Annotated in this window: 24 protein-coding genes; 17 read left to right on the forward strand and 7 right to left on the reverse strand. The window is 42.9% G+C overall.

The window, feature by feature from the left end; genetic code table 11:
- Nucleotides 1–233 precede the first annotated feature (233 nt).
- The 5 genes from pgsB to ASE42_RS02940 all read left to right on the forward strand — a co-directional run bounded on the left by pgsB (nucleotide 234) and on the right by ASE42_RS02940 (nucleotide 4,564).
- Nucleotides 234–1,415, forward strand: coding sequence for a poly-gamma-glutamate synthase PgsB (gene pgsB / locus ASE42_RS02925; RefSeq protein WP_024423670.1), 1,182 nt, complete (start codon nucleotides 234–236; stop codon nucleotides 1,413–1,415).
- Nucleotides 1,416–1,430: 15 nt separating this feature from the next.
- Nucleotides 1,431–1,880 carry a poly-gamma-glutamate biosynthesis protein PgsC gene (gene pgsC, locus ASE42_RS02930; protein ID WP_007497520.1) on the forward strand — a complete coding sequence of 150 codons (450 nt, stop codon included), beginning with the start codon at nucleotides 1,431–1,433 and terminating at the stop codon, nucleotides 1,878–1,880.
- A gap of 18 nt (nucleotides 1,881–1,898) precedes the next feature.
- A complete protein-coding gene (locus ASE42_RS02935; protein ID WP_024423669.1) occupies nucleotides 1,899–3,065 on the forward strand; it encodes a CapA family protein in 1,167 nt (388 codons plus the stop codon).
- Nucleotides 3,062–3,232, forward strand: a complete 171-nt coding sequence (locus ASE42_RS19020) for a hypothetical protein (RefSeq protein ID WP_087976066.1) — start codon at nucleotides 3,062–3,064, stop codon at nucleotides 3,230–3,232. Before ASE42_RS02935 ends, ASE42_RS19020 begins: the two co-directional genes overlap by 4 nt.
- Before the next feature lie 108 nt (nucleotides 3,233–3,340).
- Nucleotides 3,341–4,564 carry a C40 family peptidase gene (locus ASE42_RS02940; protein WP_056765613.1) on the forward strand — a complete coding sequence of 408 codons (1,224 nt, stop codon included), beginning with the start codon at nucleotides 3,341–3,343 and terminating at the stop codon, nucleotides 4,562–4,564.
- A 56-nt stretch (nucleotides 4,565–4,620) separates the two neighbouring features.
- On the opposite strand, the gene ASE42_RS02945 is transcribed toward ASE42_RS02940, so the two are convergent.
- Both ASE42_RS02945 and ASE42_RS02950 read right to left on the reverse strand, forming a co-directional pair.
- Nucleotides 4,621–5,502 carry a Cof-type HAD-IIB family hydrolase gene (locus ASE42_RS02945; RefSeq protein WP_025093926.1) on the reverse strand — a complete coding sequence of 294 codons (882 nt, stop codon included), beginning with the start codon at nucleotides 5,500–5,502 and terminating at the stop codon, nucleotides 4,621–4,623.
- Between the two features lie 163 nt (nucleotides 5,503–5,665).
- Nucleotides 5,666–6,631 carry an LCP family protein gene (locus ASE42_RS02950; protein WP_025093927.1) on the reverse strand — a complete coding sequence of 322 codons (966 nt, stop codon included), beginning with the start codon at nucleotides 6,629–6,631 and terminating at the stop codon, nucleotides 5,666–5,668.
- A gap of 258 nt (nucleotides 6,632–6,889) precedes the next feature.
- Here ASE42_RS02950 and ASE42_RS02955 point away from each other — a divergent pair, with 258 nt between their 5' ends.
- Together ASE42_RS02955 and ASE42_RS02960 are read left to right on the forward strand one after the other, a co-directional pair.
- Nucleotides 6,890–8,254: a sugar porter family MFS transporter gene (locus tag ASE42_RS02955; RefSeq protein ID WP_056765614.1), complete on the forward strand. Its 1,365-nt coding sequence runs from the start codon at nucleotides 6,890–6,892 to the stop codon at nucleotides 8,252–8,254.
- Nucleotides 8,255–8,390: 136 nt separating this feature from the next.
- Nucleotides 8,391–9,788, forward strand: coding sequence for a bifunctional glycosyltransferase family 2 protein/class I SAM-dependent methyltransferase (locus tag ASE42_RS02960; RefSeq protein ID WP_056765615.1), 1,398 nt, complete (start codon nucleotides 8,391–8,393; stop codon nucleotides 9,786–9,788).
- Between the two features lie 13 nt (nucleotides 9,789–9,801).
- Here ASE42_RS02960 and ASE42_RS02965 read toward each other — a convergent pair whose 3' ends face one another.
- From ASE42_RS02965 to kduI, 5 genes are all read right to left on the reverse strand, one after another.
- Complete coding sequence (locus ASE42_RS02965; protein WP_041087951.1) at nucleotides 9,802–10,947, reverse strand: Ger(x)C family spore germination protein; 1,146 nt, start codon at nucleotides 10,945–10,947, stop codon at nucleotides 9,802–9,804.
- Nucleotides 10,944–12,044 (reverse strand): GerAB/ArcD/ProY family transporter, encoded by a 1,101-nt coding sequence (locus ASE42_RS02970; protein ID WP_041087953.1) that lies wholly within the window; start codon nucleotides 12,042–12,044, stop codon nucleotides 10,944–10,946. The genes ASE42_RS02965 and ASE42_RS02970 overlap by 4 nt, the downstream gene beginning before the upstream one ends.
- Before the next feature lie 3 nt (nucleotides 12,045–12,047).
- On the reverse strand, nucleotides 12,048–13,514 hold the full coding sequence (locus ASE42_RS02975) for a spore germination protein (protein ID WP_056765616.1): 1,467 nt from the start codon (nucleotides 13,512–13,514) through the stop codon (nucleotides 12,048–12,050).
- A 102-nt stretch (nucleotides 13,515–13,616) separates the two neighbouring features.
- The gene (gene kduD, locus ASE42_RS02980; protein ID WP_056765617.1) at nucleotides 13,617–14,387 is read right to left on the reverse strand and encodes a 2-dehydro-3-deoxy-D-gluconate 5-dehydrogenase KduD; all 771 of its coding nucleotides are present in this window, start codon (nucleotides 14,385–14,387) and stop codon (nucleotides 13,617–13,619) included.
- Between the two features lie 8 nt (nucleotides 14,388–14,395).
- A complete protein-coding gene (gene kduI / locus ASE42_RS02985; RefSeq protein WP_041115552.1) occupies nucleotides 14,396–15,223 on the reverse strand; it encodes a 5-dehydro-4-deoxy-D-glucuronate isomerase in 828 nt (275 codons plus the stop codon).
- Nucleotides 15,224–15,482: 259 nt separating this feature from the next.
- Between kduI and ASE42_RS02990 the strand changes: the two genes are divergently transcribed.
- The 10 genes from ASE42_RS02990 (at nucleotide 15,483) to ASE42_RS03035 (ending at nucleotide 25,880) form a co-directional block, all read left to right on the forward strand.
- Complete coding sequence (locus tag ASE42_RS02990; RefSeq protein ID WP_056765618.1) at nucleotides 15,483–16,493, forward strand: LacI family DNA-binding transcriptional regulator; 1,011 nt, start codon at nucleotides 15,483–15,485, stop codon at nucleotides 16,491–16,493.
- An 86-nt stretch (nucleotides 16,494–16,579) separates the two neighbouring features.
- Nucleotides 16,580–17,596, forward strand: coding sequence for a sugar kinase (locus ASE42_RS02995; RefSeq protein WP_082580659.1), 1,017 nt, complete (start codon nucleotides 16,580–16,582; stop codon nucleotides 17,594–17,596).
- Nucleotides 17,568–18,167, forward strand: a complete 600-nt coding sequence (locus ASE42_RS03000; protein ID WP_056765619.1) for a bifunctional 4-hydroxy-2-oxoglutarate aldolase/2-dehydro-3-deoxy-phosphogluconate aldolase — start codon at nucleotides 17,568–17,570, stop codon at nucleotides 18,165–18,167. Before ASE42_RS02995 ends, ASE42_RS03000 begins: the two co-directional genes overlap by 29 nt.
- 120 nt (nucleotides 18,168–18,287) lie before the next feature.
- On the forward strand, nucleotides 18,288–18,743 hold the full coding sequence (locus tag ASE42_RS03005) for a GNAT family N-acetyltransferase (RefSeq protein ID WP_034624591.1): 456 nt from the start codon (nucleotides 18,288–18,290) through the stop codon (nucleotides 18,741–18,743).
- Nucleotides 18,744–18,812: 69 nt separating this feature from the next.
- Nucleotides 18,813–19,814, forward strand: coding sequence for a sugar-binding protein (locus ASE42_RS03010; protein WP_056765620.1), 1,002 nt, complete (start codon nucleotides 18,813–18,815; stop codon nucleotides 19,812–19,814).
- Entirely contained in the window at nucleotides 19,811–21,253 is a 1,443-nt protein-coding gene (locus tag ASE42_RS03015) for a sensor histidine kinase (RefSeq protein ID WP_056765622.1), read from the forward strand. Before ASE42_RS03010 ends, ASE42_RS03015 begins: the two co-directional genes overlap by 4 nt.
- Nucleotides 21,247–22,665, forward strand: a complete 1,419-nt coding sequence (locus tag ASE42_RS03020) for a response regulator (RefSeq protein WP_056765624.1) — start codon at nucleotides 21,247–21,249, stop codon at nucleotides 22,663–22,665. The genes ASE42_RS03015 and ASE42_RS03020 overlap by 7 nt, the downstream gene beginning before the upstream one ends.
- Nucleotides 22,666–22,768: 103 nt before the next feature.
- Entirely contained in the window at nucleotides 22,769–24,034 is a 1,266-nt protein-coding gene (locus ASE42_RS03025) for an ABC transporter substrate-binding protein (protein ID WP_056765626.1), read from the forward strand.
- Between the two features lie 56 nt (nucleotides 24,035–24,090).
- Entirely contained in the window at nucleotides 24,091–25,062 is a 972-nt protein-coding gene (locus tag ASE42_RS03030; RefSeq protein WP_133744493.1) for a carbohydrate ABC transporter permease, read from the forward strand.
- Complete coding sequence (locus ASE42_RS03035; protein WP_024426281.1) at nucleotides 25,059–25,880, forward strand: carbohydrate ABC transporter permease; 822 nt, start codon at nucleotides 25,059–25,061, stop codon at nucleotides 25,878–25,880. Before ASE42_RS03030 ends, ASE42_RS03035 begins: the two co-directional genes overlap by 4 nt.
- Nucleotides 25,881–25,929: the final 49 nt, after the last annotated feature.

The raw sequence follows: 25,929 nt of genomic DNA on the forward strand, positions 1-25,929 counted from the left end.
GATGGTAACGCTTTCTCATAAATTCAGCAGAAATTCAGATTGATTTTTGTCCGCCTTTTGGCCTTTTCATTTAAAGGATGGGTAGGCAAAAAAGCCTTCTGATTAGAGGAATTTGGCATACGAGGAAGTGAAAGATTATGTTACATAATACCGATTGTGATTTTATGCTGAACAGATATACTGTTGATTGAATTTACATATCACACTCATAAAAAAAGGAGATGTAGATAGCGATGTGGTTAATCGTTATAGCCTGTGTCATCATGTTAGGGATTGGCTTTATTGAAAAGAAGCGTCATCAGAAAAATATCGATGCCCTGCCGGTGCGCGTCAATATTAATGGTATTCGCGGAAAGTCTACCGTCACAAGATTGACAACCGGTATCTTAATGGAGGCAGGTTATAAAACTGTCGGTAAAACAACGGGAACGGATGCAAGAATGATTTATTGGGATACGCCAGAGGAGAAACCGATTAAAAGGAAACCGCAAGGACCGAATATCGGAGAGCAGAAAGAAGTTATGAGAGAAACAGTTGAAAGAGGAGCAAATGCCATCGTCAGTGAATGTATGGCGGTAAATCCAGATTACCAAATTATCTTTCAGGAAGAGCTGCTTCAAGCAAATATTGGCGTGATCGTAAACGTTCTTGAAGACCATATGGACGTTATGGGGCCGACACTTGATGAAATAGCAGAAGCCTTTACAGCGACAATTCCTTACAATGGACACTTGGTTATTACGGATAGTGAATATACAGATTTCTTTAAAGAGATTGCGAAAAAACGCAACACAGAAGTCATTGTTGCGGATAATTCCAAGATTTCCGATGAGTTTTTGCGGAAATTTGAGTACATGGTTTTCCCAGATAATGCTTCACTTGCACTTGGTGTTGCCCAAGCATTAGGGATTGATGAAGATACGGCATTCAGAGGAATGTTAAATGCGCCGCCTGATCCAGGAGCGATGAGAATTCTCCCATTAATGGACGCGAAAACACCTGGACACTTTGTAAATGGATTTGCGGCAAATGACGCAGCATCTACATTGAACATTTGGAAGCGTGTGAAAGAAATTGGATATCCAACAGATGAACCGATTATTATTATGAACTGCCGTGCAGATCGGGTAGATAGAACGATCCAGTTTGCGGAGGATGTACTTCCATATATTGAAGCAAGTGACCTTGTCTTAATTGGTGAAACAACTGATCCAATTGTGAAGGCATATGAGGAAGGGAAAATTCCGGCTGACCACTTACACAACCTTGAATATCAATCTACAGAAGAAATTATGAATATGCTTGAGAAAAAGCTTCATAATCGAGTGGTTTATGGAGTCGGCAATATCCATGGTGCCGCTGAACCGTTAATCGAAAAAATTCAAGAATACAAAATTAAGCAGCTTGTCAGCTAGGAGGAAATATAGAAAATGTTCGGATCAGATCTTTATATCTCGTTAATTTTAGGTGTTCTACTTAGTTTAATCTTTGCAGAAAAAACAGGAATCGTACCAGCTGGACTTGTTGTTCCGGGTTATCTGGCGCTCGTATTTAACCAGCCAGTCTTCATTTTAGTCGTCTTATCTGTCAGCTTGCTTACGTATGTGATCGTTCGCTTTGGCTTATCAAAATTCATGATTTTATACGGACGCAGAAAGTTTGCAGCGATGCTGATTACAGGGATTGCCTTAAAGCTGATATTTGATTTCTTCTATCCAGTGGTCCCATTTGAAATAGCAGAATTCCGCGGAATCGGAATCATCGTCCCTGGATTGATTGCAAATACGATTCAAAAGCAAGGTCTTACGATTACCCTTGGAAGCACGTTACTTCTAAGTGGTGCAACATTTGCCATCATGTATGTTTACTATCTATTTTAAGATAAGGTGTGTCCAATGATGAATAAAAAATTGAGCTTTCAGGAAAAGCTGCTGAAAATCACAAAGAATCAAAAGAAAAAGACGAATAAACACGTACTCATTGCTTTACCGATCGTCATTGCTTGTACATTTCTATTTACGTTTATCGGGAAAGCACAAGTGCCAACTGTACAAAAGAATCCAGAAAACATCCTGACCGCTTCGTTTGTCGGTGACATTATGTTTGGAAGAAACGTAGAGAAAGTAACAGACCGCTATGGAAAAGAGCATCTCTTTCGTTATGCCAAGCCATATTTTGATGTGTCAGATTATGTGACAGGTAACTTTGAACATCCTGTCGCATCAGATAAAGAACAGGCAGCGCAAAAGAATATTCATTTAAAAACTGATGAAGATTCTGTCCAAGCGTTGAAGGATTTAAATTTCTCTGTCTTAAACTTTGCGAATAACCATGCGGCAGACTATGGTGAAAAAGGACTGAACAACACGATCAATGCCTTTGAACAAAATGGAATGGATTATACAGGTGCAGGTCGTAACCTCCAAGATGCGAAGCAGAACATTTCGTACAAAGAAGTAAATGGTGTCAAAATTGCTACACTTGGTTTTACAGATGTGTATGGGAAAGATTTCAAAGCAACGAATCGCCAGGCGGGTATTCTGCCAGCCGATCCATCTATCTTTATTCCGATGATTTCGCAGGCTGCTGAAAAGGCAGATCTCGTCGTTGTTCATGCTCACTGGGGACAGGAGTACAACAATGAAGTAAACGACAGACAAAGAGAATTGGCAAGAGCGATGTCTAAGGCCGGAGCCGATATCATTATCGGTGCTCATCCGCACGTCCTTGAACCAATGGAAGTCTATAACGGAACGGCGATTTTCTATAGCCTAGGAAACTTTATTTTTGACCAAGGCTGGTCAAGAACACGTGATTCTGCACTTGTTCAGTATCATCTGAATGAAGATGGAAAAGCGACATTTGAAGTTGTCCCAATGTACATCAAAGAAGCAACACCTGCTCCAGTAAAAGCAGGATCTCTAGAATCAAAAGCCATTATCCGTATGCTGACCAATGGAACGAATGCGGATTGGAAAGAAAAAGACGGACACATTTTCTTTGAAGTAGATCACGCTGATAAAGTTAAAAACTTAAAAGAAAACGGAGGGAAAGAGAAGAAATGAAATTCCTAAAAGCAAGCTGGCCGTTTGTTGCGTTAATTTTAGTCTTTGTCTTTATGTCTGCTTTTAAATTTAGTGACAGTCTGACAGATCACGAAAAACAAAAGATTTCGGTTGAAATGCAGAAAATTGAACAGCAAAAGCAGTCAAAAGCGGAAGCAGGTAAATAACCTAAAAAGGATAAAGGGCACGCACATCGCGTGCTCTTTTTTTGTCGAAATACGGTGTAAAATGAAAGGTGTCATGACGAAACTATAGAAGAAAGGAGGGAAAGGATCATGAAATGGAAAGGAATGTTGATTGGAGGGTGTGCGCTCGTAGGGCTGATGTTCATGTCTCAATCAGCGGTATCTGCTCAAACACCATCTCTTTTGGAGCAAGCGGAAAAGCTCATTGGAACACCTTATCATAAAGGAGGAACCGATCCAAAAACGGGCTTTGATGCATCTGGGTTGATTCAATATGTGTACAAGACATCCGAAACATTTGATTTGCCGCGGAAGGTAATCGACCAATATCAGATTGGAAAAGAGGTATCATGGGATAAAGCGCAGCCCGGTGACCTTGTGTATTTCCGAAGCCTTGAAGAAACGAAGGATATCCCAACACATGTGGCGTTGTACGCTGGGAACAATCAGGTGATCCACATCACGCTTAGTCAAGGTGTGGTGAAAACAGATGTCAGCAAAAGCAAATATTGGACTGATCGATTTTATGCGGTCAAACGACTGCCTGGCACGCAAGAAATTTCTGATGATCCTCTTGTGAAAGATGCGATAACCTATTTGGGAATTCCTTATGTGTTTGGAGGCGCAGATCCAAAGACTGGATTCGATTGCTCAGGATTTTTACAGTATTTATTTGAAAAATCGCTTGGAATCTATTTACCTCGAAGTGCTGAACAGCAGTGGATCGTTGGAGAAAAAGTGGCATTAGGCGATATCCGCCCTGGGGATTTTGTTTTTTTTAGTAACACATATAAGCCCGGAATTTCTCATGTAGGTATGTATATTGGAGGCGACCGCTTTATTCATGCGAGCCGTTCTGAAAGTGTGACAATTTCTTATTTGTCTGAATCGTATTGGCGCGAAAAATGGACAGGTGCGAAACGATTAACAGATCTGGAGCTTGCGAAAGAGGATCCTATCGTATCAAAAGCCGCTACGTATATCGGCGAAGTCCCTTATGTCAAAGGCGGTACGAACCCAAAGCAAGGATTTGATACAGCAGGGTTCACACAGTACGTGTATCGAGAAGTGCTTGGCATTGAGCTGCCTCGCTATGCATCAGGTCAAGTCAAAGCAGGTACACCTGTGAAACGTTCTGAGCTTAAGCCAGGAGATCTTGTCTTCTTCAGCGGGACATCATTGATGCCGGCGATATATGCAGGATCAAATCAAGTCATTCATGTGACGGTCTCAAACGGTGTTGTTTTAACCAATATGAAAACAAGTACGTACTGGAAGGACAAATATGAAACGGCTGTTAGAATCAAAAAATAAAGAAAAAGCCCGATCAATACTTGTATCGGACTTCTGGACTTCTCTCTAGGCGCTGATCAGACAAGCGTCTTTTTTTCATGGAATTGATTTTGTAAAAGAAGATCAATAAAATAAGCGACACCGTCTTCATGATTTCCTTTTGTGATGAAGGTGCTCTTTTCTTTAATGACATCAACAGCATTCCCCATTGCAATGCGGTGGCCTGCTTCTTCAAACATAGAAAGATCGTTTGGGCTGTCACCAATTGCATAAATATGTGAGCGGTCTACACCATAATGGGCTGCGAGCTTTTTCAGGGCATGTCCTTTTCCAGACTCTTTTGGCAGTACCTCAATAATATGTTTACCAGACGAGGTCAAAGAAAGCTCGGGCATGTCTGCCAGAAGATTTCGTGCTTCGTTCAGTTTGTTCATATCAAACGAGAAGCAGAGTAATTTATAGGTCGGTTCGTTCGACTCAAAAATCTCACGGATATCATCCACTGGTTTGATGCCAAATTGTTTAAATTGCGTCATGGCTCCTTCCCATAGATCAGCGAGATCCTCATTTGGGTTTGCGCTTTTGATCAGATCAAATTCTGCTTTCAGCTTCTCTTTTCCATCAAAAGGAGAGAGGAGAGCATCATCTGTATAGACTTCAAAGTAAATGTTTCGTTCCACTAGTGCCTTTGCAGCCCGCTTGCCCGCTTCTTGGTCCAATGTGATACGGCTGAAGAGCTCGTATCCTTCTGTATGGACAGTCCCGCCGTTTGCCGCAATAATGGGGATGTCTAAATCGCCAAGCAGCTCCTTTACATCAAAAGTTGCCCGCCCTGTACAGATGGTCACAATATATCCAGCTTCCTTTGCACGAATCAATGCCTCACGGTTTTGAGCGGATATTTCACTTTTTGTATTTAAGAGTGTACCGTCTAAATCAATCGCAATCATTTTTTTCATCGCTGTCAAATCCTCCTTCATTCATGCAATAGTCTCTTCAAAGTATGTACGATTTCCTTCATTCTCATAAAAAAGGAAGGTTGATTCCTCACTATCAAGGCTAAACAAAAATGAGTGAATGATCAAGGAAATAAGAAAAAGCGCCCCTTAGGGACGCTTTTATTTATGATAATTCAAGCTGCTTCTTCAATTCAGTTTTCACTTCGTTCAGCTGGTTTTGATCCAATTGGAAATAATAAACGCCGTTTGGCTGGTAATCAGATCCTTTAAGCTGAATGGTATCAACCGATTTTAATGAGGTCAGAAGCGGGAAAAGACCGACTAACTCCTTCATTGAAAGGGTGGTTGACACATTATCACCGAGTGTATCAATGATATTGTCGTATGACGGAATAGATGTTAATGATTTTGATTTATCAAAAATGGCTTTTAACACTTCCATTTGTCGCTGTCCACGCATTAAGTCACTATCTGCTTTTCTCGTTCTCACATATGCGAGCGCTTGATCACCATCTAGTGTATGAGTTCCAGTTTGAAGCACAACCTTGCCTTTTGTATCCTTTTTAATCTGTTTCACAAGATACTCATCCTTGATGTTAATAGGAACACCGTTTAATTCGTTGACGATTTCTTTAAACGCTACGAAATTACTTTGGATGACAAAATCGACCGGAATATCTAGTAAATCTTCAACTGTGCTCACTGTTAAATCTGCACCGCCAAATGCGTGTGCGTGAGTAATTTTATCAAAACCGTGACCTGGAATATTAACGTATGAGTCCCTAGGAATGCTTAATAATTTAACGGTTTTATTTGTGCGGTTAATGGTTGCCAAAACCATTGCGTCACTTCGTGCTTGTTTCACTGTTTCGCCCGGTCTGCTGTCAATTCCAAGCAGCAAGACAGAAAAACTGTCTTTTCCTGGATCGAATGCTTCAATTCGTTTCACAGATTGTGCGCCGCGATCAAGAGATACTTGAGCCTTTTTGGCAGCATTTGTTATTTTATAGTAGGCATAGCCTGTAACTGAAGCAGTTGTCAGTAAAAGAATACTAATGATAAAAAGAGTGACTTTCACCCATGGTTTTAAACGCTTTTTTCCTTTGCGTTTACTTCGTGATTGATCCATATATTTTAAACCCTCGCTATGATTTTATAGTAAAGATGTCCTTCTTTCTGCTTACAAACTAAAACAAATATACCTTAAAACGGGATATAGTGCGACATTTTTTTCACTAACGCTTAATTGACGTTTTCTTCTCGTAAAAAGTTTCAAAGATACACAAATGAAATATATTTGTCATAAAACATCGAAATGTTTGAAATGACAGGAAGTGAGGAAAATGACTTTTCATAAGAGTACAGAGACAAAAGTGGGGTTATGTAAATGAAAAATCGGAATGGATGGCTTTATTTCTTCGGCGCCCTTGGCGGTGCTTTATATGGCTATGATACAGGTGTCATCTCTGGCGCCATCTTATTTATGAAAGAGGATTTAGGTTTAAACGCGTTTACGGAGGGGCTTGTCGTCAGCTCGATTTTAATCGGGGCGATGCTTGGATCCTCTCTTTCTGGAAAGCTGACAGACCAATTTGGGCGGAAAAAAGCCATCATCGCCGCAGCTATTTTGTTTATTATCGGCGGATTTGGTACAGCTCTTGCACCGAATACAGAAGTGATGGTCTTATTCCGAATTGTACTAGGGCTTGCTGTCGGGTGCTCGACAACGATTGTTCCATTATATTTATCTGAACTTGCGCCAAAGGAATCACGAGGGGCACTGTCCTCTTTAAACCAGCTCATGATCACATTTGGTATTCTTCTTGCCTATATTGTGAACTACGCTTTAGCGGATGCAGAGGCATGGCGCTTGATGCTTGGAATTGCGGTTGTTCCTTCTGTTCTATTATTATTCGGGATTTTGTTTATGCCGGAAAGTCCCCGTTGGCTGTTTGTCCACGGACAGGCTGACCGTGCGAAGGAGATATTATCTAAACTCAGAAAAAGTCAGCAAGAAGTGGAAGAAGAAATTTCAGATATTCAAAAGGCGGAAAGTGAAGAGAAAGGCGGTTTTAAAGAATTATTTGAGCCATGGGTACGCCCAGCATTGATTGCCGGTGTCGGCCTTGCCTTTCTGCAGCAGTTTATCGGTACAAATACGATCATTTACTATGCACCAAAAACATTCACAAGTGTTGGCTTTGGGAATTCAGCAGCGATTTTAGGAACTGTCGGAATTGGTGCAGTGAATGTCATCATGACGTTTGTTGCCATTAAAATCATTGACCGTGTAGGGCGTAAAGCGCTGCTCCTATTTGGGAATGCAGGAATGGTCCTTAGTTTAATTGTTCTGTCAGTGGTCAACCGATTTTTTGAAGGATCAACAGCTGCAGGATGGACAACCGTTATTTGTTTAGGTCTCTTTATCGTCATCTTTGCTGTCAGCTGGGGGCCAGTCGTTTGGGTGATGCTCCCAGAGCTGTTCCCAGTACACGTCCGGGGAATCGGTACAGGCGTCTCGACCTTCCTTCTTCATACAGGAAATTTAATCATCTCGCTGACATTCCCAGCTTTATTAAGCGCGATTGGTATCAGTAATCTTTTCCTCATCTATGCGGTCATTGGCGTAGGCGCCTTCTTATTTGTGAAATACTTGGTGACCGAAACGAAGGGGAAAAGTCTTGAAGAAATTGAAGAAGATTTAAAAAAGAGAAATGGTGCCGTCGCAAGTGGCGAAGGAAAAACGGTATGAACAATGGCCAGCTGCCGTGTGCAGCTGGTTTTTCTATGTTAAACAAACGTTTAATCAAGAAAGGACATTCCCTCATCTTCTGAACGTGCTGCCTATCACATACATATGGAACAGGCGGGAGAAAGGTGGAAATGAGATGAAAGGGAAAACAAGCATTGTCATGCTGACGTACAATGAACTGCATTTGACGAAAACATGTATCGATAGCATGAAACAGCAAACGAATAGTGACCAATATGAACTCATCATCGTCGATAATGCGTCAACTGACGGCACGAAGGAATATGTAAGAGAGCTGGATGATGTGATTTTCATTGATAATGAAGAGAATGAAGGTTTTGCAAAGGGATGTAATCAAGGGGCAAAAAAAGCTTCAGGAGACAGCATTCTCTTTTTAAATAATGACACGATCGTGACGGAAAATTGGCTGCCTCCATTAAAAGAGGCGCTATTCGCTTCAGAACGAATTGGGATGGTGGGACCCGTCTCTAATTATGTGAGCGGCCCTCAGATGGTCCAGCCATCGTATACAGATGTGAAGGAGCTCCCAGCCTTTGCTAAGGAGTATACGTCTAAGAGAAAAGGTAAGAGAACTTATGTGCACCGGCTTGTAGGGTTTTGCTTGCTCGTGAAAAGAAAGCTGATCGAGGATGTGGGATTATTTGATGAGCGGTTTGTATATGGATCATTTGAGGATGATGATCTATGTTTGCGTTCATTACTAAAAGGATATCAGCTGCAAATTGTGCATGATTCCTTTGTGCATCATCATGGTCATGCTACCTTTAATGCCAATCAAGAAACAAACATCTCTACACTGTTTACTGAGAATAGACTTCGATTTTTAGATAAGTGGGGCATAGATCTAAATTTGATCACTCCTCATCCGTATTTTGTGGAATTACTCCCTGAGGACGCTGCACACGTGCTGGATGTTGGGTGCGGCGCAGGGGCTACTGGGCTTGAACTAATGAATCGTCAGTCTGTACACATGTACGGGGTAGAGGCGGATACGTTAAAAGCAGCGGTCGCAAAGGCGTATTATGAAGAAGTCATCGAGGCAAATGCAGATGAATACCCATGGTCAGAAAAAGAGGCCTTTTTTGATGCGGTCATTTTTTCGGATGTTTTAGAGCATGTGGCAGATCCTTGGCACATCATTGAGCAAGCGCACGCCTCTTTAAAGCCAGGCGGTGTCATCATTTGCTGCCTGCCTAACATGATGCATGCAGAGGTGCTTCTTCCTTTGATGACAGGTGATTTTACGTATCAAGATGTAGGAATCTTAGACCGAACCCATATACGGTTCTTCACACCAAACACCATGCGTGCGCTTTTCCCAGACAAATTATTTGAACGCGTGATCGAGCAGCGGATCAATGTACAGATTGATCAAAACGTCCAATTGTTTTTTGACGAAGTAGCAAGGATAGGGGCGTCACTTGGATTTGAAACAAAAGCGTTATCTGACCAAGTGACTTTGTATCAGCTTCTCATTGTCGTACGTAAAAAAGGCGGCCTCTCATTGGGATAACCGCCTTTTGGCATTACCATTTGAAGCTTTTTGTTGCGCCTTCTGCTCCAAAGTTCAAGATGCTGACTTTTACATCGTAATCGATGGCTGCTTCTTGGAATAGTCTATCCCACTCGGTACCATGCTGATCCCAATAGTCAGGATATTTCATACGGAACTGTTGGTTAAAAAATATAGGATCAACTCCCACTTCTTTTTGCACATGATGAACCGCTTTTTGAATATGTTCTTTAATTTTATGTGCAAAGATACGCTCAAATCGTTTGATGTACTGCTCATCGAATGAGTTTTCAGGAGGATTTTGATCCTCAGACAATTTTCCATTTGTTTGTACGCTAATTTTAAAGGATACCTTTCCATCTTTCAGATAGGGCTCAACCTTCGTTTTAGCTTTTTTTATTTCATACGTTATCGGATAACCTTTGTAGGTGGCAGGTACGACGCCGCCAGTGATACGGCCCATTACCCAGTTTAAAGATTGGACATCTTTTGCTGGGATAAAACCAATCAGCTTTCGCGTTTTCCCATTTATGATTCCTGCCCCATCATAAATAATTTCACTGTCGATCACATCTACACTTTGCACAAGGAAGCTAACACCCATCTGAAAGTAATCAGACGCCCGGCCAATACGTGTTGGCGGTGCGATCTTTCCGTTAAAGCTTTGGTTTTTGGATGTTTCAAAGATATGCTCAACCGGTACCTTCTGTTGAGACTTTAACTTTTGATTGACCACTTTTGACGCATCATCTCGTGACACGAGGAGATAGCTGCTGCGCCGAACCTCATCATCTCGAATAAAATGATTAAGTGTTCCTTGAATATCGTGATGCTCCGCTTGATTTCTGCCAAACAAGAAGATTTTCAGGTGATCACTATAGATCGGCGGGTCCTTCAAAGCGACATTACTGACAGCCTCAAGCACATTCTTTCCCTTCGAGACAACATTCACATAGCCAGGAGAATCGGCTTCTTGTGTTCCGCTTATTTTTGGTACAAGGTTTTGGTAGGTTAGCTTAACTCCATTCTCATCTTGTTCATCAATGCCAACACCGCGTACAAACGATAGTTTTTCAATATCCTTTAAGTCCCAGCAGCCAGCTGATAGAAGAAAAAGACAGCAGGAAAAAAAGAATAACAGTATACGCCTGGCTTTCATGTAGAACGACCTCCCCATTTTTTGCGTATCATCAGCAGGATAGCTGTAATAAAAGGAATGGCTAATACCGCGAACAATGCGTAGCCGAGTAAAGTAGAGTAGTAAAAGACTTCATTGATATTTTTAGGGAAAAGTGAGAGTGCTGATGTAATTAAAAATAGCAGCCATAGCAGTCTTGTTATATTGGTTGTTTTAAAAACGGTGAAGCAGCCTTTAATCGCAAACTGGAAAAAGCCCAGCATACAAATGAACTGCTGGCACGTCCAAATTGTCAGTAAGAATATATCAAATCGTTCGATAAACACCCCTTCAAGTTCAAGCGCTTGAATGAGGGAAACCGTCGGCCAAGTGAGAGATTTTGTTTCTCCTACTGTCATGGAGCCGATTACAATAAAAAGTGTGAGTGAGTAAACGAGGGTTGTAATGCCAACTCCAATGGCAGCAGCCCATTTCGCCTTCGACCACTTGTCTTTATAAATGAGTGGCACGACAAACAAAATCACTTCAAACCCTGTAAATTGAATAAAGGTTTGAGAGAACAGGTTACTAAAATCTTTAAAACCATGCGCCATCACAGGGCGCAAATAATCAAAATCAAATATTTTTAAACAAAACAGCATGAGCGCTATGTAAATGACCATTGTGATCGGATAAATATAGGTCACCATTTTGACGACTGGAAGGATACCGCTTTTTAAATGATAGATCGCCACAAGTAAAAATATCATCACAATCACGGTCATGGGAGTCGATTGTAGTAGGAAAAACTGAACCACTTCCCCAAGGACACGTGCTTCAAAGCCGACAATGCCAAGTAAATAGGCGATCAGCATTAAATTAAAGATCGTGCCAAAGAATGCCCCTGCTCCTTTTGTATTTGACTCAAAGATGGTGTCTGGTGCATTCTTTTCGGCAATCCACCCCAACAAAAAAGCAACGAAAGCAAAGATGACTCCCTGTATTAATACAATGATCCAGCCATCAGGGAATCCTGAATTGGCAGAACTGCGTGGAATGGTTAAAATTCCAGCGCCTATCATTGTAGAGCTGCACAGAATGGTGACTTGTAACAATGATAGCTTTTCAGGTCTGTACATCGTTTAATCTCCTTGTCTTTTGAGATTTTTTATTTTTGCTGTTTTTGGTCTAGATTTAAATAGCCCGATTGGTAAACGAACGTACGTATCCTTTAAATCTGAAAACGGTGAAGACAACACTGGTGTGAAATAGTCAAAACCAAAAGTCTTTAACTGCATCAAGTGACAAAGCACAAATAAATAACACATGATTAAGCCGTATAATCCAAACAATGCTGAACTAAAAATCGCCATAAACCGCAAAATACGCAGTGGAAAACTAAAGTCATATGACGGTGCTGTGAAATCAGCGAGTGCGGTCAGTGACACAATAATCACCATTAAGGCACTGACGATATTGGCTTGGACAGCTGCCTGACCAATAATTACGCCGCCAATAAGCCCAATTGTCTGTCCGATGGCTCTTGGAAGCCGTAGTCCAGCTTCCCGCAGCAGTTCTATCGTAAAAGACATGAGAATGGCTTCGACAACAGGAGGGAAAGGAACATTCTGCCTGCTGCCTGCGATGGTGAGTGCCATTCTTGTCGGTAATAAACCGGGATGATAAGAGACAAGTGCAATGTAAAGCCCGGGTAAAAAAATCGTGAGCAGCACGGCAATATAACGAAGTAAACGTAAAAGAGTCGCGCTTGTCCACCTCTGATAATAATCCTCCGGAGATTGCATCAAAGCTGTAAGTGTCATAGGTAAAATGAGGGCAAAAGGAGTCCCATCGAGCAAAATGGAGACTTTTCCTTCAAGCACAGATGCAATCACCCGGTCAGGACGTTCTGTGTTTTGAATTTGTGGAAAAATGGAGATGTGACTGTCCTCAATCAGCTGTTCAATATAGCCGGTTTCAGGAATGTCATCCATTTTGATTTCCATCATACGTGATAGCACATCTTCTACTAGTTTAGGATCAGCAATATCACGAACATACACAAGAGCAGCGGATTTTTTATTTCGAGTACCTATACTCACCTTTTGAATCACAAGGTGAGGGTCGTTTGCCCGCTCACGGAGTAAAGCCGTGTTTTTTTCAAGATTCTCAATAAATCCGATCCGTGGTCCTCTTACAAGAACTTCAGATTGCGGCTCTTCTACTTCTCTAAATTGAAAAAGATTCGTATGGAGCGCAAGCGCTTGAGCCGCTCCATCTACAAATAAAATAGCCCTGCCGCTATATAACTGCTCGATGGCAAGGTTCATATCATCCAGCACATCACTTTGAATGCCAAAGAACGTTTTTGAAAGGGAGGAAAGTGTAGTAGAACCAACCTCGGTGATGTCGAGTTCCTTTTGCATAGGTGAAATGATTTGCTTAGAAAGCATCTCAAATTCTGTGAGTCCTTCAACGTACACGAGACATGCAGAAATAGTGGAAGGACCAAATGAAAAAGAGTGGAACACGATATCATCACTTCTTCCGGCAAAGCTTTTGACACGCTTAATGACGGACGCTATATCTTGTTCAATACGACTTTTCATAATACCTCACCCTCATCACATGTTTTTTATAGAGTGACTCGGAAGGTGGAGAATTATACAAATAGAAAAAAGAGAATCCCGGATAGGAATTCTCTCGTTTGTTTATCTTGCAAGCCATCCGCCATCAACAGCTAAAATGTGGCCGTTCATATAATCAGAAGCTGGTGAGCTAAGGAAAACAGCCGCACCGGCTAGATCCTCAGGCTTTCCCCAGCGCCCGGCGGGAATTCGTTTCAGAATCTCTTCATTTCGATTTTCATCGTCACGAATGGCTTGTGTGTTATTGGTCGCAATATACCCAGGCGCAATCGCATTCACTTGAATATGCTGGCTCGCCCATTCGTTGGCAAAAGCTTTCGTCAGCCCTGCGACAGCATGCTTACTTGCTGTATAAGCAGGGACAAAGACGCCGCCTTGAAACGATAGAAGGGAGGCGATATTGACGATTTTCCCTTGCCCATTTTTCAGCATCTGCTGTCCAACCTTTTGCGTGAGGAAAAAGAGACTGTTGATATTCACATCCATGACCGTATGCCAATCTTCCTCTGAATAGTGAGCCGCCTGCTCTCTTTTAATGGTTCCAGCATTATTGATTAAAATATCAATCGTATGCTTCTTTAATATGGCATCGACAGCCTGCTTTGCAGACTGAGGATTAGAAAAGTCAACCTGAACCGCATAAAATGATCGGCCTGCCTGTTCGACAAGCGCCTTTGTTTCTTCAAGCGGTGTGTGATGGTACGTACCGATGATATCTGCACCTGATTTGGCAAGCGCCACGGCAATGCCTTGCCCAATGCCGGTTCCAGGACCTGTCACAAGGGCAGTTTTACCTTCAAGGGAAAAGAGGGACGCTGCATATGAAGTTGTCATCACCCTCGTTACCTCAGCTGATCCATTGGGACAAAGTCCATATCTTTGAATGTATAGTTTTCTCCCGCCATTGCCCAAATAAATGAATAATTCGCTGTACCTGAGCCTGAATGAATGGACCAGGCAGGTGAAATGACTGCTTCCTCATTTGCCACAACAAGATGTCTTGTTTCAGATGGCTCCCCCATAAAATGAAAGACCCGTGCATCCTCTTCGATATCAAGATATAAGTACACTTCCATCCGGCGATCATGAATATGAGCAGGCATCGTGTTCCATGTGTTATTGGTTTCAAGCTGAGTGATGCCCATCATGAGCTGACAGCTTTGGATGCCGTCTGCATGGATGACTTGATACAGGTTTCGTACGTTGGAGGCAGCTGCTTCTCCTAAGTGGTTGGGTGTTAATTCAGCGATGGCTGCTTTTTGCGTAGGGTACGCCCTGTGAGCCGTGGCTGATACTAAATAGAACTTGGCCTGCTCGCCTGATGAACTAGCGAACTGTACATCTTCGTGACCAAGGCCAATATATAAGAAATCTTTATGCTCCAGCACAAAGGCCTCACCATCAACAGTGACCGTTCCTTGTCCGCCGACATTCACAATCCCGATTTCTCGTCTTTCAAGAAAATACTCCGTCCGTAAAAAGTCTCCGGCATCTAGTGTGATGGGCTCTGCTGCCGGCATCGCTCCGCCAATCACCACGCGGTCCTCATGCGAGTAATAGAGCTTTAATTCACCACTGACAAACAGCGTAGGAATATGAAAATGACGACGAAGTTCCTCTGTTGTAAAACGTTTGACCTGCTCAGGATGTACAGCATAACGATTTTCCATTTGGATAAGCCTCCCTTTCCATATGAAACAAATATTGATATTTATTTGGTATCGGTTTCAAGGAAAATTTTAGAGGAAAAAGAGAGCGTCGTCAACCGTTATTTTGAAATCGCTTTCTTTTCCTCTGATTAGACAAATTCTTTCTATCATCATGCAAAAAAATCTTCTGAAATGCGTTCAATTATGATATGCTCTTTTTAAGTTTATTTGAAATCGGTTTCGAACCAAATAAGAAGATCAATTGTGGGAGTTTTTTTGAATGAAAGAGAAAAAGCAAACGAAAGTCACCATTAATGAAGTTGCAGCTTATGCAGGGGTCTCAAAATCAACTGTATCCAGATATATCAATGGCAGAACAAATGAAATTTCTTCAGAAAAGGTAAAAAAAATCAAGAAAGCCATTGAGGAACTCCATTATCGTCCGAGTCAGCTCGCTCAAGGATTGAAAGTCAGAAAAAGCAAGGTCATTGGGTTTATTGTAGCCGACATTACGAATCCATTCTCTGTGGCAACACTTCGCGGAGTCGAAGAGATTTGTGATGAATATGGATACAGCATCATGGTGTGCAACACAGATAATCGTCCAGAAAAAGAACGAGAAATGCTCCTAAAGCTGAATGCACATTATATTGAAGGGCTCATCATCAATACGACAGGACAGAACAATGACATTCTGGAGGATTTTAAGAAAAACGGTGTACCGATTGTTCTTGTAGACCGGAAGCTGCCTGAACTGAAAGTCGACACAGTGACCACGAACAACCGTGATATCACCATCCGGCTACTTCAAAAAATGTATGAGAAAGGCTATGATCACATCGCTTTCTTTACTGAGCCTGTCGGTGGAATCAGCCCTCGTGAAGAACGAAAGGAAGCATATGAACAGACAGCTTTGAGTAAACATAAGAAGCCGATCATTGCAGAAATTGATTTAAAGCAAAAGGAACAAATGCGCGAAGAGATTGTTCGTTTTTTAGAATCAAACGAACAGAAAAAAGCGATTTTAGCCGGTAATGGATTACTCATGCTGAAGCTGATTAGTGAACTTGTAGAGCTTGGGGTGAAGATTCCTAAAGAGATAGGCATTGCAGGGTTTGATGATACAGAATGGTATAAGCTGATTGGACCTGGAATCACAACGGTCGCCCAGCCATCTCATGAAATGGGGAAAGCAGCCATGCAAAAAATCAAGACGCGGCTAGAAGGGGATGAAAGTGCGCCCCAAACGATTCAGCTTGATGGAGAAATCATTATGAGGAAATCTTTATAAATGATAGGCAGAGAAGAGTATACATACGTGCATGCTCTCTCTTTTTCAACTGATTTAAAACCGGTACCAAGAAAGGGGAGAAATGAGTGAAAGCGTTGGATGCGGTCACATTTGGGGAATCAATGGCGATGTTTTATGCAAAAGAAGTTGGAGAGCTTCATCAAGTGCATACATTTCAAAAGGCGCTTGCTGGTGCAGAGAGTAACGTGGCTGTCGGCTTGGCGAGGCTGGGCTTTCATGTGGGCTGGATGAGCAAAGTCGGAGCAGATTCACTTGGCACATTCATTTTAGAAGAGCTTCAAAAAGAAGGGGTCGATACAAGTGCAGTGCTCCGTTCAAATGATGGGTCTCAAACAGGAATCTTACTTAAATCAAAAGTGAAGGAAGGAGACCCTGACGTCACGTATTATCGGAAAGGCTCTGCTGCGAGCACAATGAGCCCAAGCGACTTTCCCGCCGATTATTTCAAACAGGCAGGCCACCTTCATATGACTGGTATTCCGCCTGCCTTATCTAGTGAAATGAGAGCGTTTTCTTTTCGTGCTCTTCAAGAAATGAAAGTATCGGGCAAAACCATTTCATTTGATCCAAACCTTCGACTTCAGCTATGGGAAGAGGAAGAAGATATGATTCAGACGGTGAATCATATCGCCTCACAATCGGATTGGTTTTTTCCAGGGCTTGCAGAAGGGCAAAGGCTCACGGGTTGTCACGAGCCAGAAGAGATTGCAGATGTTTATTTGCAAAAAGGTGTCAAGTTAGTGGTCATTAAGCTAGGGGCAGAAGGTGCCTTTTATAAAAGTGCAGCCGGTCAGGGGATTGTGAATGGATTTTATGTGCAGGATGTCGTAGACACAGTTGGAGCTGGTGATGGATTTGCAGTGGGGGTCATCAGCGGCTTGCTTGACGGCTTATCACATGAAAAATCCGTGACAAGAGGCAATGCGGTTGGGGCACTTGCAGTGATGTCACCTGGCGATAAGGACGGACTGCCTACCCGGAAGGAGCTTCAGGCTTTTATGAAAGAAGCCAAGCGATATCAAAGGCGGGAGTACATGAAAGGGGATGAGAGATATGGAAAAGTCAGCAAGTTTGAGCGTTAAAAAGCAGCTAGCGTCTTGTAAATTAATTGCAGTGGTAAGAGCAGGTAGTGAAGCAGAAGGTATTGAAATGATTGAGCGTTTAAAGAAAAAAGGAGTTCGTGCCATTGAAGTGACGTATACCACGCCAAATGCTGAACGCATCATCGCATCCTTCCAGGAGGAGCAGGACCTCATAGTAGGAGCGGGAACAATTACGACGCTGGAGCAGGCGCAATCAGCCATTGAGGCAGGCTCACAGTTTATCGTTAGTCCAGGATACCTTCCTATGATTGGAGAACATCTTTCATTTTACGACACACTCTATGTACCAGGGGTTCTCACCCCGAGTGAAATCATGCAGGCTAAAGCAGATGGCTATTGCTTGCTCAAACTTTTTCCGAGCGGCTCTTTCGGTTTATCCTATATGAAAAACTTACAAGGTCCATTTCCAGAAATTGAATTTATCCCTACGGGCGGCATTCATCCAGCTGATGTTCCAAAGTGGCTCAAAGCAGGCGCGGTAGCTGTTGGTGTCGGAAGTCAGCTTGAAAGCAGTACAGCAGAGGAATTACAAGCCGTTCTTTCTTCATAAATACTTGTCAAACGAACAAACAACTGGCTCGTTGATGCCGGTTGTTTGTTCGTTTATCTGACATAACAGCAGGTAAACATGTGACTCTTCACGTACAATGAGCGTGAAGGAGTGATGGAAATGTACATTCTACAAGATGAACTCACGGATGGACGAATTGACCAGCTGATTACCGCACATCTAGAAGAAATGAAGGAGCATTCGCCGCCAGAAAGCATTCATGCCCTTCCATTAACTGATTTAAAAAAACAGGATGTCACCGTGTGGAGTGTGCGAGATGGAGAGGAGCTTCTTGGCTGCGGAGCGTTAAAAGAACTGTCAAGTGAACATGGGGAAATCAAATCGATGAGAACCGCAGCCCTCCATATGCGAAAAGGTGTAGCGAGGTATATGCTGAATCATCTTCTCCAAGAGGCAAAACGGCGCGGCTACACACGTGTCAGCTTAGAGACAGGGGCAATGGCTTTCTTTGAACCAGCAAGAAAACTATATGAGAGCGCTGGGTTTCAGTATTGTCCGCCTTTTGGTACATATCAAGAAGATCCAAACAGTTTATTTATGACAAAGGAATTATAGAGGTCAAGAGAGTATGCTTATAAGCAGCTCTTTTTTTTATGCGGAAATAGTGGGAAGGAGGAGGACACGGTGAAATTATCTAAGTGGATCGGAATAAGCGCATTTCTCACATTTTGTGCGGTATCTGTCATCTTTTTAACGTTATTAGGTCAAGATTTATTTAAAATTGAAAGCGCTTCCGATAAAACGGAGTCAACGTATCAATATCATTTTGTTCTTATACCGGAGGAACTTGATAACGAATATTGGCAGCTGGTACAAAAGGGAGCTGCGGATGCGGCAGACGTTCATCACGTGTATCTAGAATATTTGGGCCCAAAGCAAGCGGATGTGGACGATCATCTGAAAACCATTGATATGGCAATCGCTGGACATGTTGATGGCATTATGACGCAGGGACTTGATGCGAAAAAATACAAACCGCTTTTTCAGAAGGCGAGGGAAAAGGGAATTGATGTTGTCACCGTCGATACAGATGCAGAGGGGAGCAAGCGTCAAGTGTATGTAGGAACGGACAATTACTATTCAGGCTTTATCGCAGGACAGGCACTCATCGCAGATACAAAAGGTGAACAGTATGTAGGAATTGTCACAGGCAGGCTGGATGCCATTCATCAAAAGCTGCGCGTCAAAGGCTTTCGAGATGCTGTCTCTGCTGAAAAACGCATTCATATTGCTGGGATAGAAGAATCAGCCATTACGAAGTCAGGTGCTTCAGGTGCCGCTTATAAACTATTAAACGATCATGCGAAGCTCACCGCATTTTATGGTACAAGTGCATTAGATGGTGCAGGCATCATTCAAGCAATCGCACAGTATCGATCAACCACTGATTTTTATGTGCTTGCATTTGACACGTTGCCTGATACGATTCAGGCACTTGAAGATGGAACAATTGATGCCGTGGTCGTACAGCATCCTTATGAAATGGGCTATCAAGCGGTTGAATCGCTTGTTCGTTTGCAGAAAGGTGAAAAAGAAGAACCGCTTCAGTACACGGGAACGAGTGTAATCCGGCGCGGGGATCTGCCTCTTCAGCAAACAGACAGAAAGCAGGGGGTGCAGCCATGAGAAGGATTCGAAGTAAGCTGTTATTGGCATTTTTAATCCTTGTGCTTCTTGGCAACGTAGCTGCTTTTTTTGTCTACTGGAGCAGTTCAAAAATCACATCAGAATATAGCCGGAGCTTCCGTTCTTTTCTGCTGCTCAATGATATATCGACAGAAGCGAAAACGATGTATGAAAAAGTCAATGCCTATGCCATTGAAAAGGATCGGAAGTTTGCCAAAGAATACCTTACGTCAAAACAGAAAATGAAATCCTACGATCAAGCGCTGCGAAAGGATGCCGGGCTTCATGCTGCGATTCCTTCTATTGAAAAATATCAATATATGATACGGACGCTCATCAATGAAAGTGATGCGACCATGACGCATGTAAAAGAAGGGAAAATCGAAGAATATGCTGCAAGTGTGAAGGAAGTGAGAACCGTCTCCTCCTATATACAAGAGCAGACGATGACCCTGCTTGATGATGAATTATCTGAATACCAAGTACTCTATCAATCTCTTCAAAAAAGGCATCATACCTATGCGCTCTTTACCTTGTGCCTGTTTACGTTATCAATCGGGGTCGCCTTATGGATGGCTTATATGATTGCTGGCGGGATCTCAAGACCCATCGTTCATCTGTCCCGAAGCGTAAAAGAAGTATCAGAAGGACATTTTGATGGAGCGAATTTGCATGTCACCTCAAAGGATGAAATCTCTGTTTTAAATGAAGCCTTTCAGCGAATGCGGCAAGAGATGAAAATGATGATTGAAGAGATCAAACAAAAGGCAGCATTGGATCAAAAAATCAAAGATATGAAGCTAAAAACGCTGCAAAACCAAATGAACCCGCATTTTTTATTTAACACATTAAACATCGTTTCACGTATGGCTTACTTAGAATCAGCAGAAGCCACATCGAGGTTGATTCAATCCGTTTCCACGCTGATGCGGTATTCGCTGTCTGCTCTTAGTACATCCGTTACATTGGAACAAGAAGTGAAAGTGGTGAAAGAGTATTTTCATATACAAGAAACGAGATTTGCCGATCGTATTACGTGCAAAACGTCCATCGATGAATCGTGTTTATCTGTGCATATCCCAAGTCTTACCTTACAGCCGCTTGTTGAAAATGCCTTTATTCATGGCGTCGAGCCAAAGGAGGAAGAGGGACTTGTCGAGCTCTCGATCTATCAAGAAGGCGGCTATGTGATGATTCGGATTCGGGACAATGGGATGGGCATCAATGAACAGGAGAAAAGAAGATTGCTGTCAGAAAAAGAAGAGGAAGATCCGAACATACTGAGTAAAGGCCACTCGACAGGAATCGGTCTTCGAAATGTAATGTCAAGACTGCGCTTGTTTTACGGGGTGCAAGATGCCCTTCAAATTGATTCAAAGCCAAACGAAGGCACCACCATACAATTGGCTATTCCGATGAAGGAGGGACCGGCATGCTGAACGTGCTGATTGTCGATGATGAAAAAATAGAACGGCTAGCGATGAGGAAGTTCTTAACCGAATGGCTTCCAGAGTGTCATATAGCAGGAGAAGCGGAAAATGGAAAGAAGGCGGTTGAATTCGTGCGATCTGAGTCCATTCATCTTGTGCTCATGGATATTCAGATGCCTGGCATGGATGGACTGACAGCGATCAAACAGATCAAAGCAATCAGTCCTCATACAAAATTCATTATGCTGACAGCCTACGATACATTCGATTATGCCAAGCAAGCGATGCAGGAAGGGGTGAAACAATACCTCGTCAAACCAGCTGACAAAGATGAAACCATCGCAGCCATTCGATTTGTAGCAGCAGAGATTCAGCAGGAGGCGTCTCTGCGGCAGGCGGCAACGGCCGATCAGCAGTCAAAGTGGCTTGAAGCGCATGTCATGAACGGTCAATCCTATACATCCATGGAGTTTCAACAACTATTCTCCGAATATGAAGCAGGTCTTATCATCGCTGTGCAACGGACAGAAGGAGATCAGCTGTTGATCGATTTACAGAAATCTGCACGATTTCATACGGTGCCTATTCAGATGGGGAGAGAACTGTTTACATGCCTCATTTATAGTCAGCAGGGACCAGGTCAGCTAAAGGCAGAGGTGCTGCAAGCCATTCGAGCTGCCATGACAAACGGTCAGCCTTCACCTGTCGTTGGCATAGGGCATCCAGTCTCAAACCCGCTTCATCTTCAGAAAAGTGCAGCAGAGGCGAAGCTTTCCTATTATCAGCGAAAAAAGAGTGGCGGCGTTGTTCGTTATGGCTTTTACCAAACAGAGGTGAAGCCCGGTCCATTGATTTATCTGCCGGAGCTTGCAGACAGCATGATGCAGGCGCTTGAGGAAGGGAGAAGAGAGGATGCGCTGGCTTTATTTGATGCCTTTCAATTAGAGGGGGCGACGATTTCACAGGTAAAAGAACTGCTGATTCTCTTCAAATCACGCCTCCGTACAGACCTATCGATATTGACAATCAGCACCGCAGCTGAATGCCGCCAATGCTGTGAACACCTATTTGATGTGTATGAAGCGAGAACCCAGACCATCAATGACATCGAGAGGGCAAAACGTTACATTAAAACATATTATTGTGAACAGATCACGCTTGAGCAAACGGCCGCTTATGTTGATTTAAGTCCCACCTATTTCACAAAACGATTTAAAGACGAGACGGGTCTGACATTTAAAGAGTATGTGACAGCCTGCCGGCTGGATAAAATCAAAAAGCTCCTCAAAGACAGCACGCTTAGCTTAAAAGAAATTACCTTTCAGGCAGGATATACAGATCCTAATTACGTCAGCCGTGTGTTTAAGAAGATGGTCGGTTGTTCACCGAAGGAATATCGAAAACAGGCCGTAAAAAAATGAAGAATTTCATAAAAAAGTGAAGAAGTTTGCCTGAAAAAAAGCAAGGATCTGCCATTATACTTATTTTGATAACGCTTACAAAATGGGGATAGGGGGATCAATTATGAAGTTTAAATTAGGCTTTACGCTGCTGGCACTCTGTATGCTTATCGTCACTGCCTGCAGCTCATCGACGAACTCAGAGGCAAAAAAAGAAGGCGGAGCGGAAAAACTCGAAATTTTCTCTTGGTGGACAGGAGCAGGTGAGGAAGACGGGCTGAAGGCACTCATCCAATTGTTTGAAGAGAAGAATAAAGACATTCCAATTGAAAATGCAGCCGTCGCAGGTGGTGCTGGTACGAATGCAAAGGCTGTCCTGACTAGCCGTATGCAGGGAAATGATCCGCCTGCTACGTTTCAAGTGCATGGCGGGGCGGAGCTGAATGAGAGCTGGGTCGCGGCAGGCAAAATGGAGCCTCTGGATGATTTATATGAAAAAGAAGGCTGGAAAGACAAATTTCCAGAATCACTGATTGACCTTGTCAGCAAAGATGGGAAAATCTATTCCGTGCCAGTGAACATTCACAGGGGCAATGTGCTTTGGTATAACAAGAAGGTATTTGATGATGCAGGCTTAGAGCCGCCAACGACATTTGATGAATTTTTCAAAACAGCAGATGCATTAAAGAAAAAAGGAATCACACCACTTGCACTTGGAGATAAGGAGCCTTGGGCAGCGACTCATTTGTTTGAAAGTGTTTTGCTGGGTGTATTAGGGGCAGATGGTTATCAAAAACTTTGGGCTGGCGACATGAAAATGGATGACTCGAAAGTGAAGGAAGCGGCAGACATCTTTGGACGTATGCTCGAATACGTCAATGACGATCACAGTTCACGTAACTGGCAGGATGCCTCACAGCTCGTGGCAAAAGGAGAAGCGGCAATGAATGTCATGGGCGACTGGGCGAAGGGGTACTTTGTGAATGATCTTGATTTGAAGGTGAATCAAGACTTTGGATACGCGGCGACTCCTGGAACTGAAGGAAGCTTTATGGTGATCACCGATACATTTGGACTGCCAAAGGGTGTGAAACAGCCAGAAAACGTGAAGAAATTCTTATCCGTTTTAGGATCTGTGGAAGGACAGGATGCGTTTAATCCGCTAAAAGGATCGATTCCAGCACGTGTGGATGCAGATGTATCAAAATATGATGAATACGGAAAATCGGCGATGAAGGCATTTAAAGAGTCAAAACTGGCGCCGTCTCTTGCTCATGGCTCAGCTGCTGAAGAAGGGTTTGTGACAAAAGCAAATCAAGCCGTCAATATCTTCGTGACACAAAAAGACAGCAGTCAGTTTGTTTCATCTTTAAAAGATGCAATGAAATAAAGACGAAGGAGGCGGCGGCTAGGCACCGCCTCTTTTTTAAAAAGGAGTGTAGCTTCATGCGCATGGACACATCGCCGATGACAAAAACACCTGTGCCCAAAGTTAAACGTATGCGGAAAAAATGGAATGGAGACCAGCTGCTGGCGCTGCTCTTTTTAGCCCCGTCAGCGGTTTTATTATTCATCTTTGTTTACGGTTTTATTGGCTGGACAGGATATGTGTCATTATCAAACTGGACCACGCTTGTTCCTGATTTCTCTTTCGCAGGTCTTCGCAATTATGTCATGCTGTTTCAAGATTTCCGCTTTCAATCAGATCTGCGAAACACGGTCTTTTTCACTTTATTTTTTATTGGAGCGGTCATTGTCTCTGGTCTCGCACTTGCGATTTTACTAGATCAGAAGATCAAGGGGGAATCTCTTTTTCGGAATTTATTCTTCTTTCCGATGGCCCTTTCCTTCGTTGTCACAGGAGTCGTATGGCAATGGATTTTAAACCCGTCTACTGGGGTGAATTTATTTTTGAAAACGCTTGGTATCCAGCCTAAGTGGTATACGGATACGAACATATTGGCCGGATTTGTCTGGGGGAAAATTGAGTTTGGTGTACCTGCGGCCATGATTGCTGTTGTCATTGCAGCTGTTTGGCAAATGACAGGCTTCTCTCTGGCGATGTATTTGGCGGGTCTGCGAGGAATTCCAGAGGAAGTAAGAGAGGCTGCTAGAATGGATGGCGCAACGGAGTGGCAGATTTACTGGAAAATCATTTTCCCTCTTTTAAAACCGATTACTGCAAGTGTTGTCATCATCATGGCTCACATTTCTTTAAAGATCTTCGATTTGATTTACTCGATGACAGGGCCGGGTGCGAACTTTGTCACAGATGTTCCGGGCGTGTATATGTTTGAAATGACCTTTAGAGGAAACCATTATGCAGGCGGTGCCGCCATTGCGGTTGTCATGCTGATCTCTGTTGCGGTCTTTATCGTGCCATATCTCCTGTCGAGCCGGAAGGGGGCTTCATCATGACAGCCAGATGGTTTGTCCGTCCAGTTCTTTATGCTTTATTGATTTTGTGCAGTCTCTTTTTTCTGATGCCTGTTTATGTCATGCTCGTCACAAGCTTGAAGCCATTAGGTGAAGTCACCCTTGAGCGAATGTGGTCACTGCCATCTACTATCGATTTTTCAAGCTATCAAATCGCGTTTGAAAAGCTGGCGCCCAATTTAATGAATTCTCTTTATCTTGTCATTCCCGCTACTTTATTGTCTGCTGTATTAGGTGCAATGAATGGCTATGTATTATCAAAATGGCGCTTCAAAGGATCAGAAGTCGTCTTTACGCTGATGCTGTTTGGGATGTTTATTCCATATCAAAGTATTCTAATTCCACTTATTCAATTTTTGCGTGAAGTCGGATTGTATAATTCAATTCCAGGGCTTGTGCTTGTCCATGTCGTATACGGACTTCCGATCACAACACTCATGTTTCGAAATTTCTATGTGAGCATCCCAGATGAAATGATTGAATCGGCGAAAATGGATGGTGCAGGGTTTATCGGGATTTTCAGACATATGATTCTTCCGCTTTCGATCACAGGATTTGTTGTGGTGGCCATTTGGCAGTTCACAAATGTGTGGAATGAATTCTTATTTGCGGTCACGATGACCACTGCGGAGCATCAGCCGGTGATGGTTGCCTTGCAAAATCTATCAGGCAGTCAAATTGTGCAATGGAACGTCCAAATGGCAGGGGCGATATTGGCTGCGCTGCCGACACTACTCGTCTATATTCTTCTTGGAAAATACTTTGTCAAAGGGCTTCTTGCTGGCTCTGTCAAAGGGTAAAATATTTTTTGTGTTATCGTTTTCATTCGGTGTACTGAAAGGATTGACT

This window comes from Bacillus sp. Root920 (assembly GCF_001429445.1).
Classification (GTDB): domain Bacteria; phylum Bacillota; class Bacilli; order Bacillales; family Bacillaceae; genus Bacillus; species Bacillus safensis.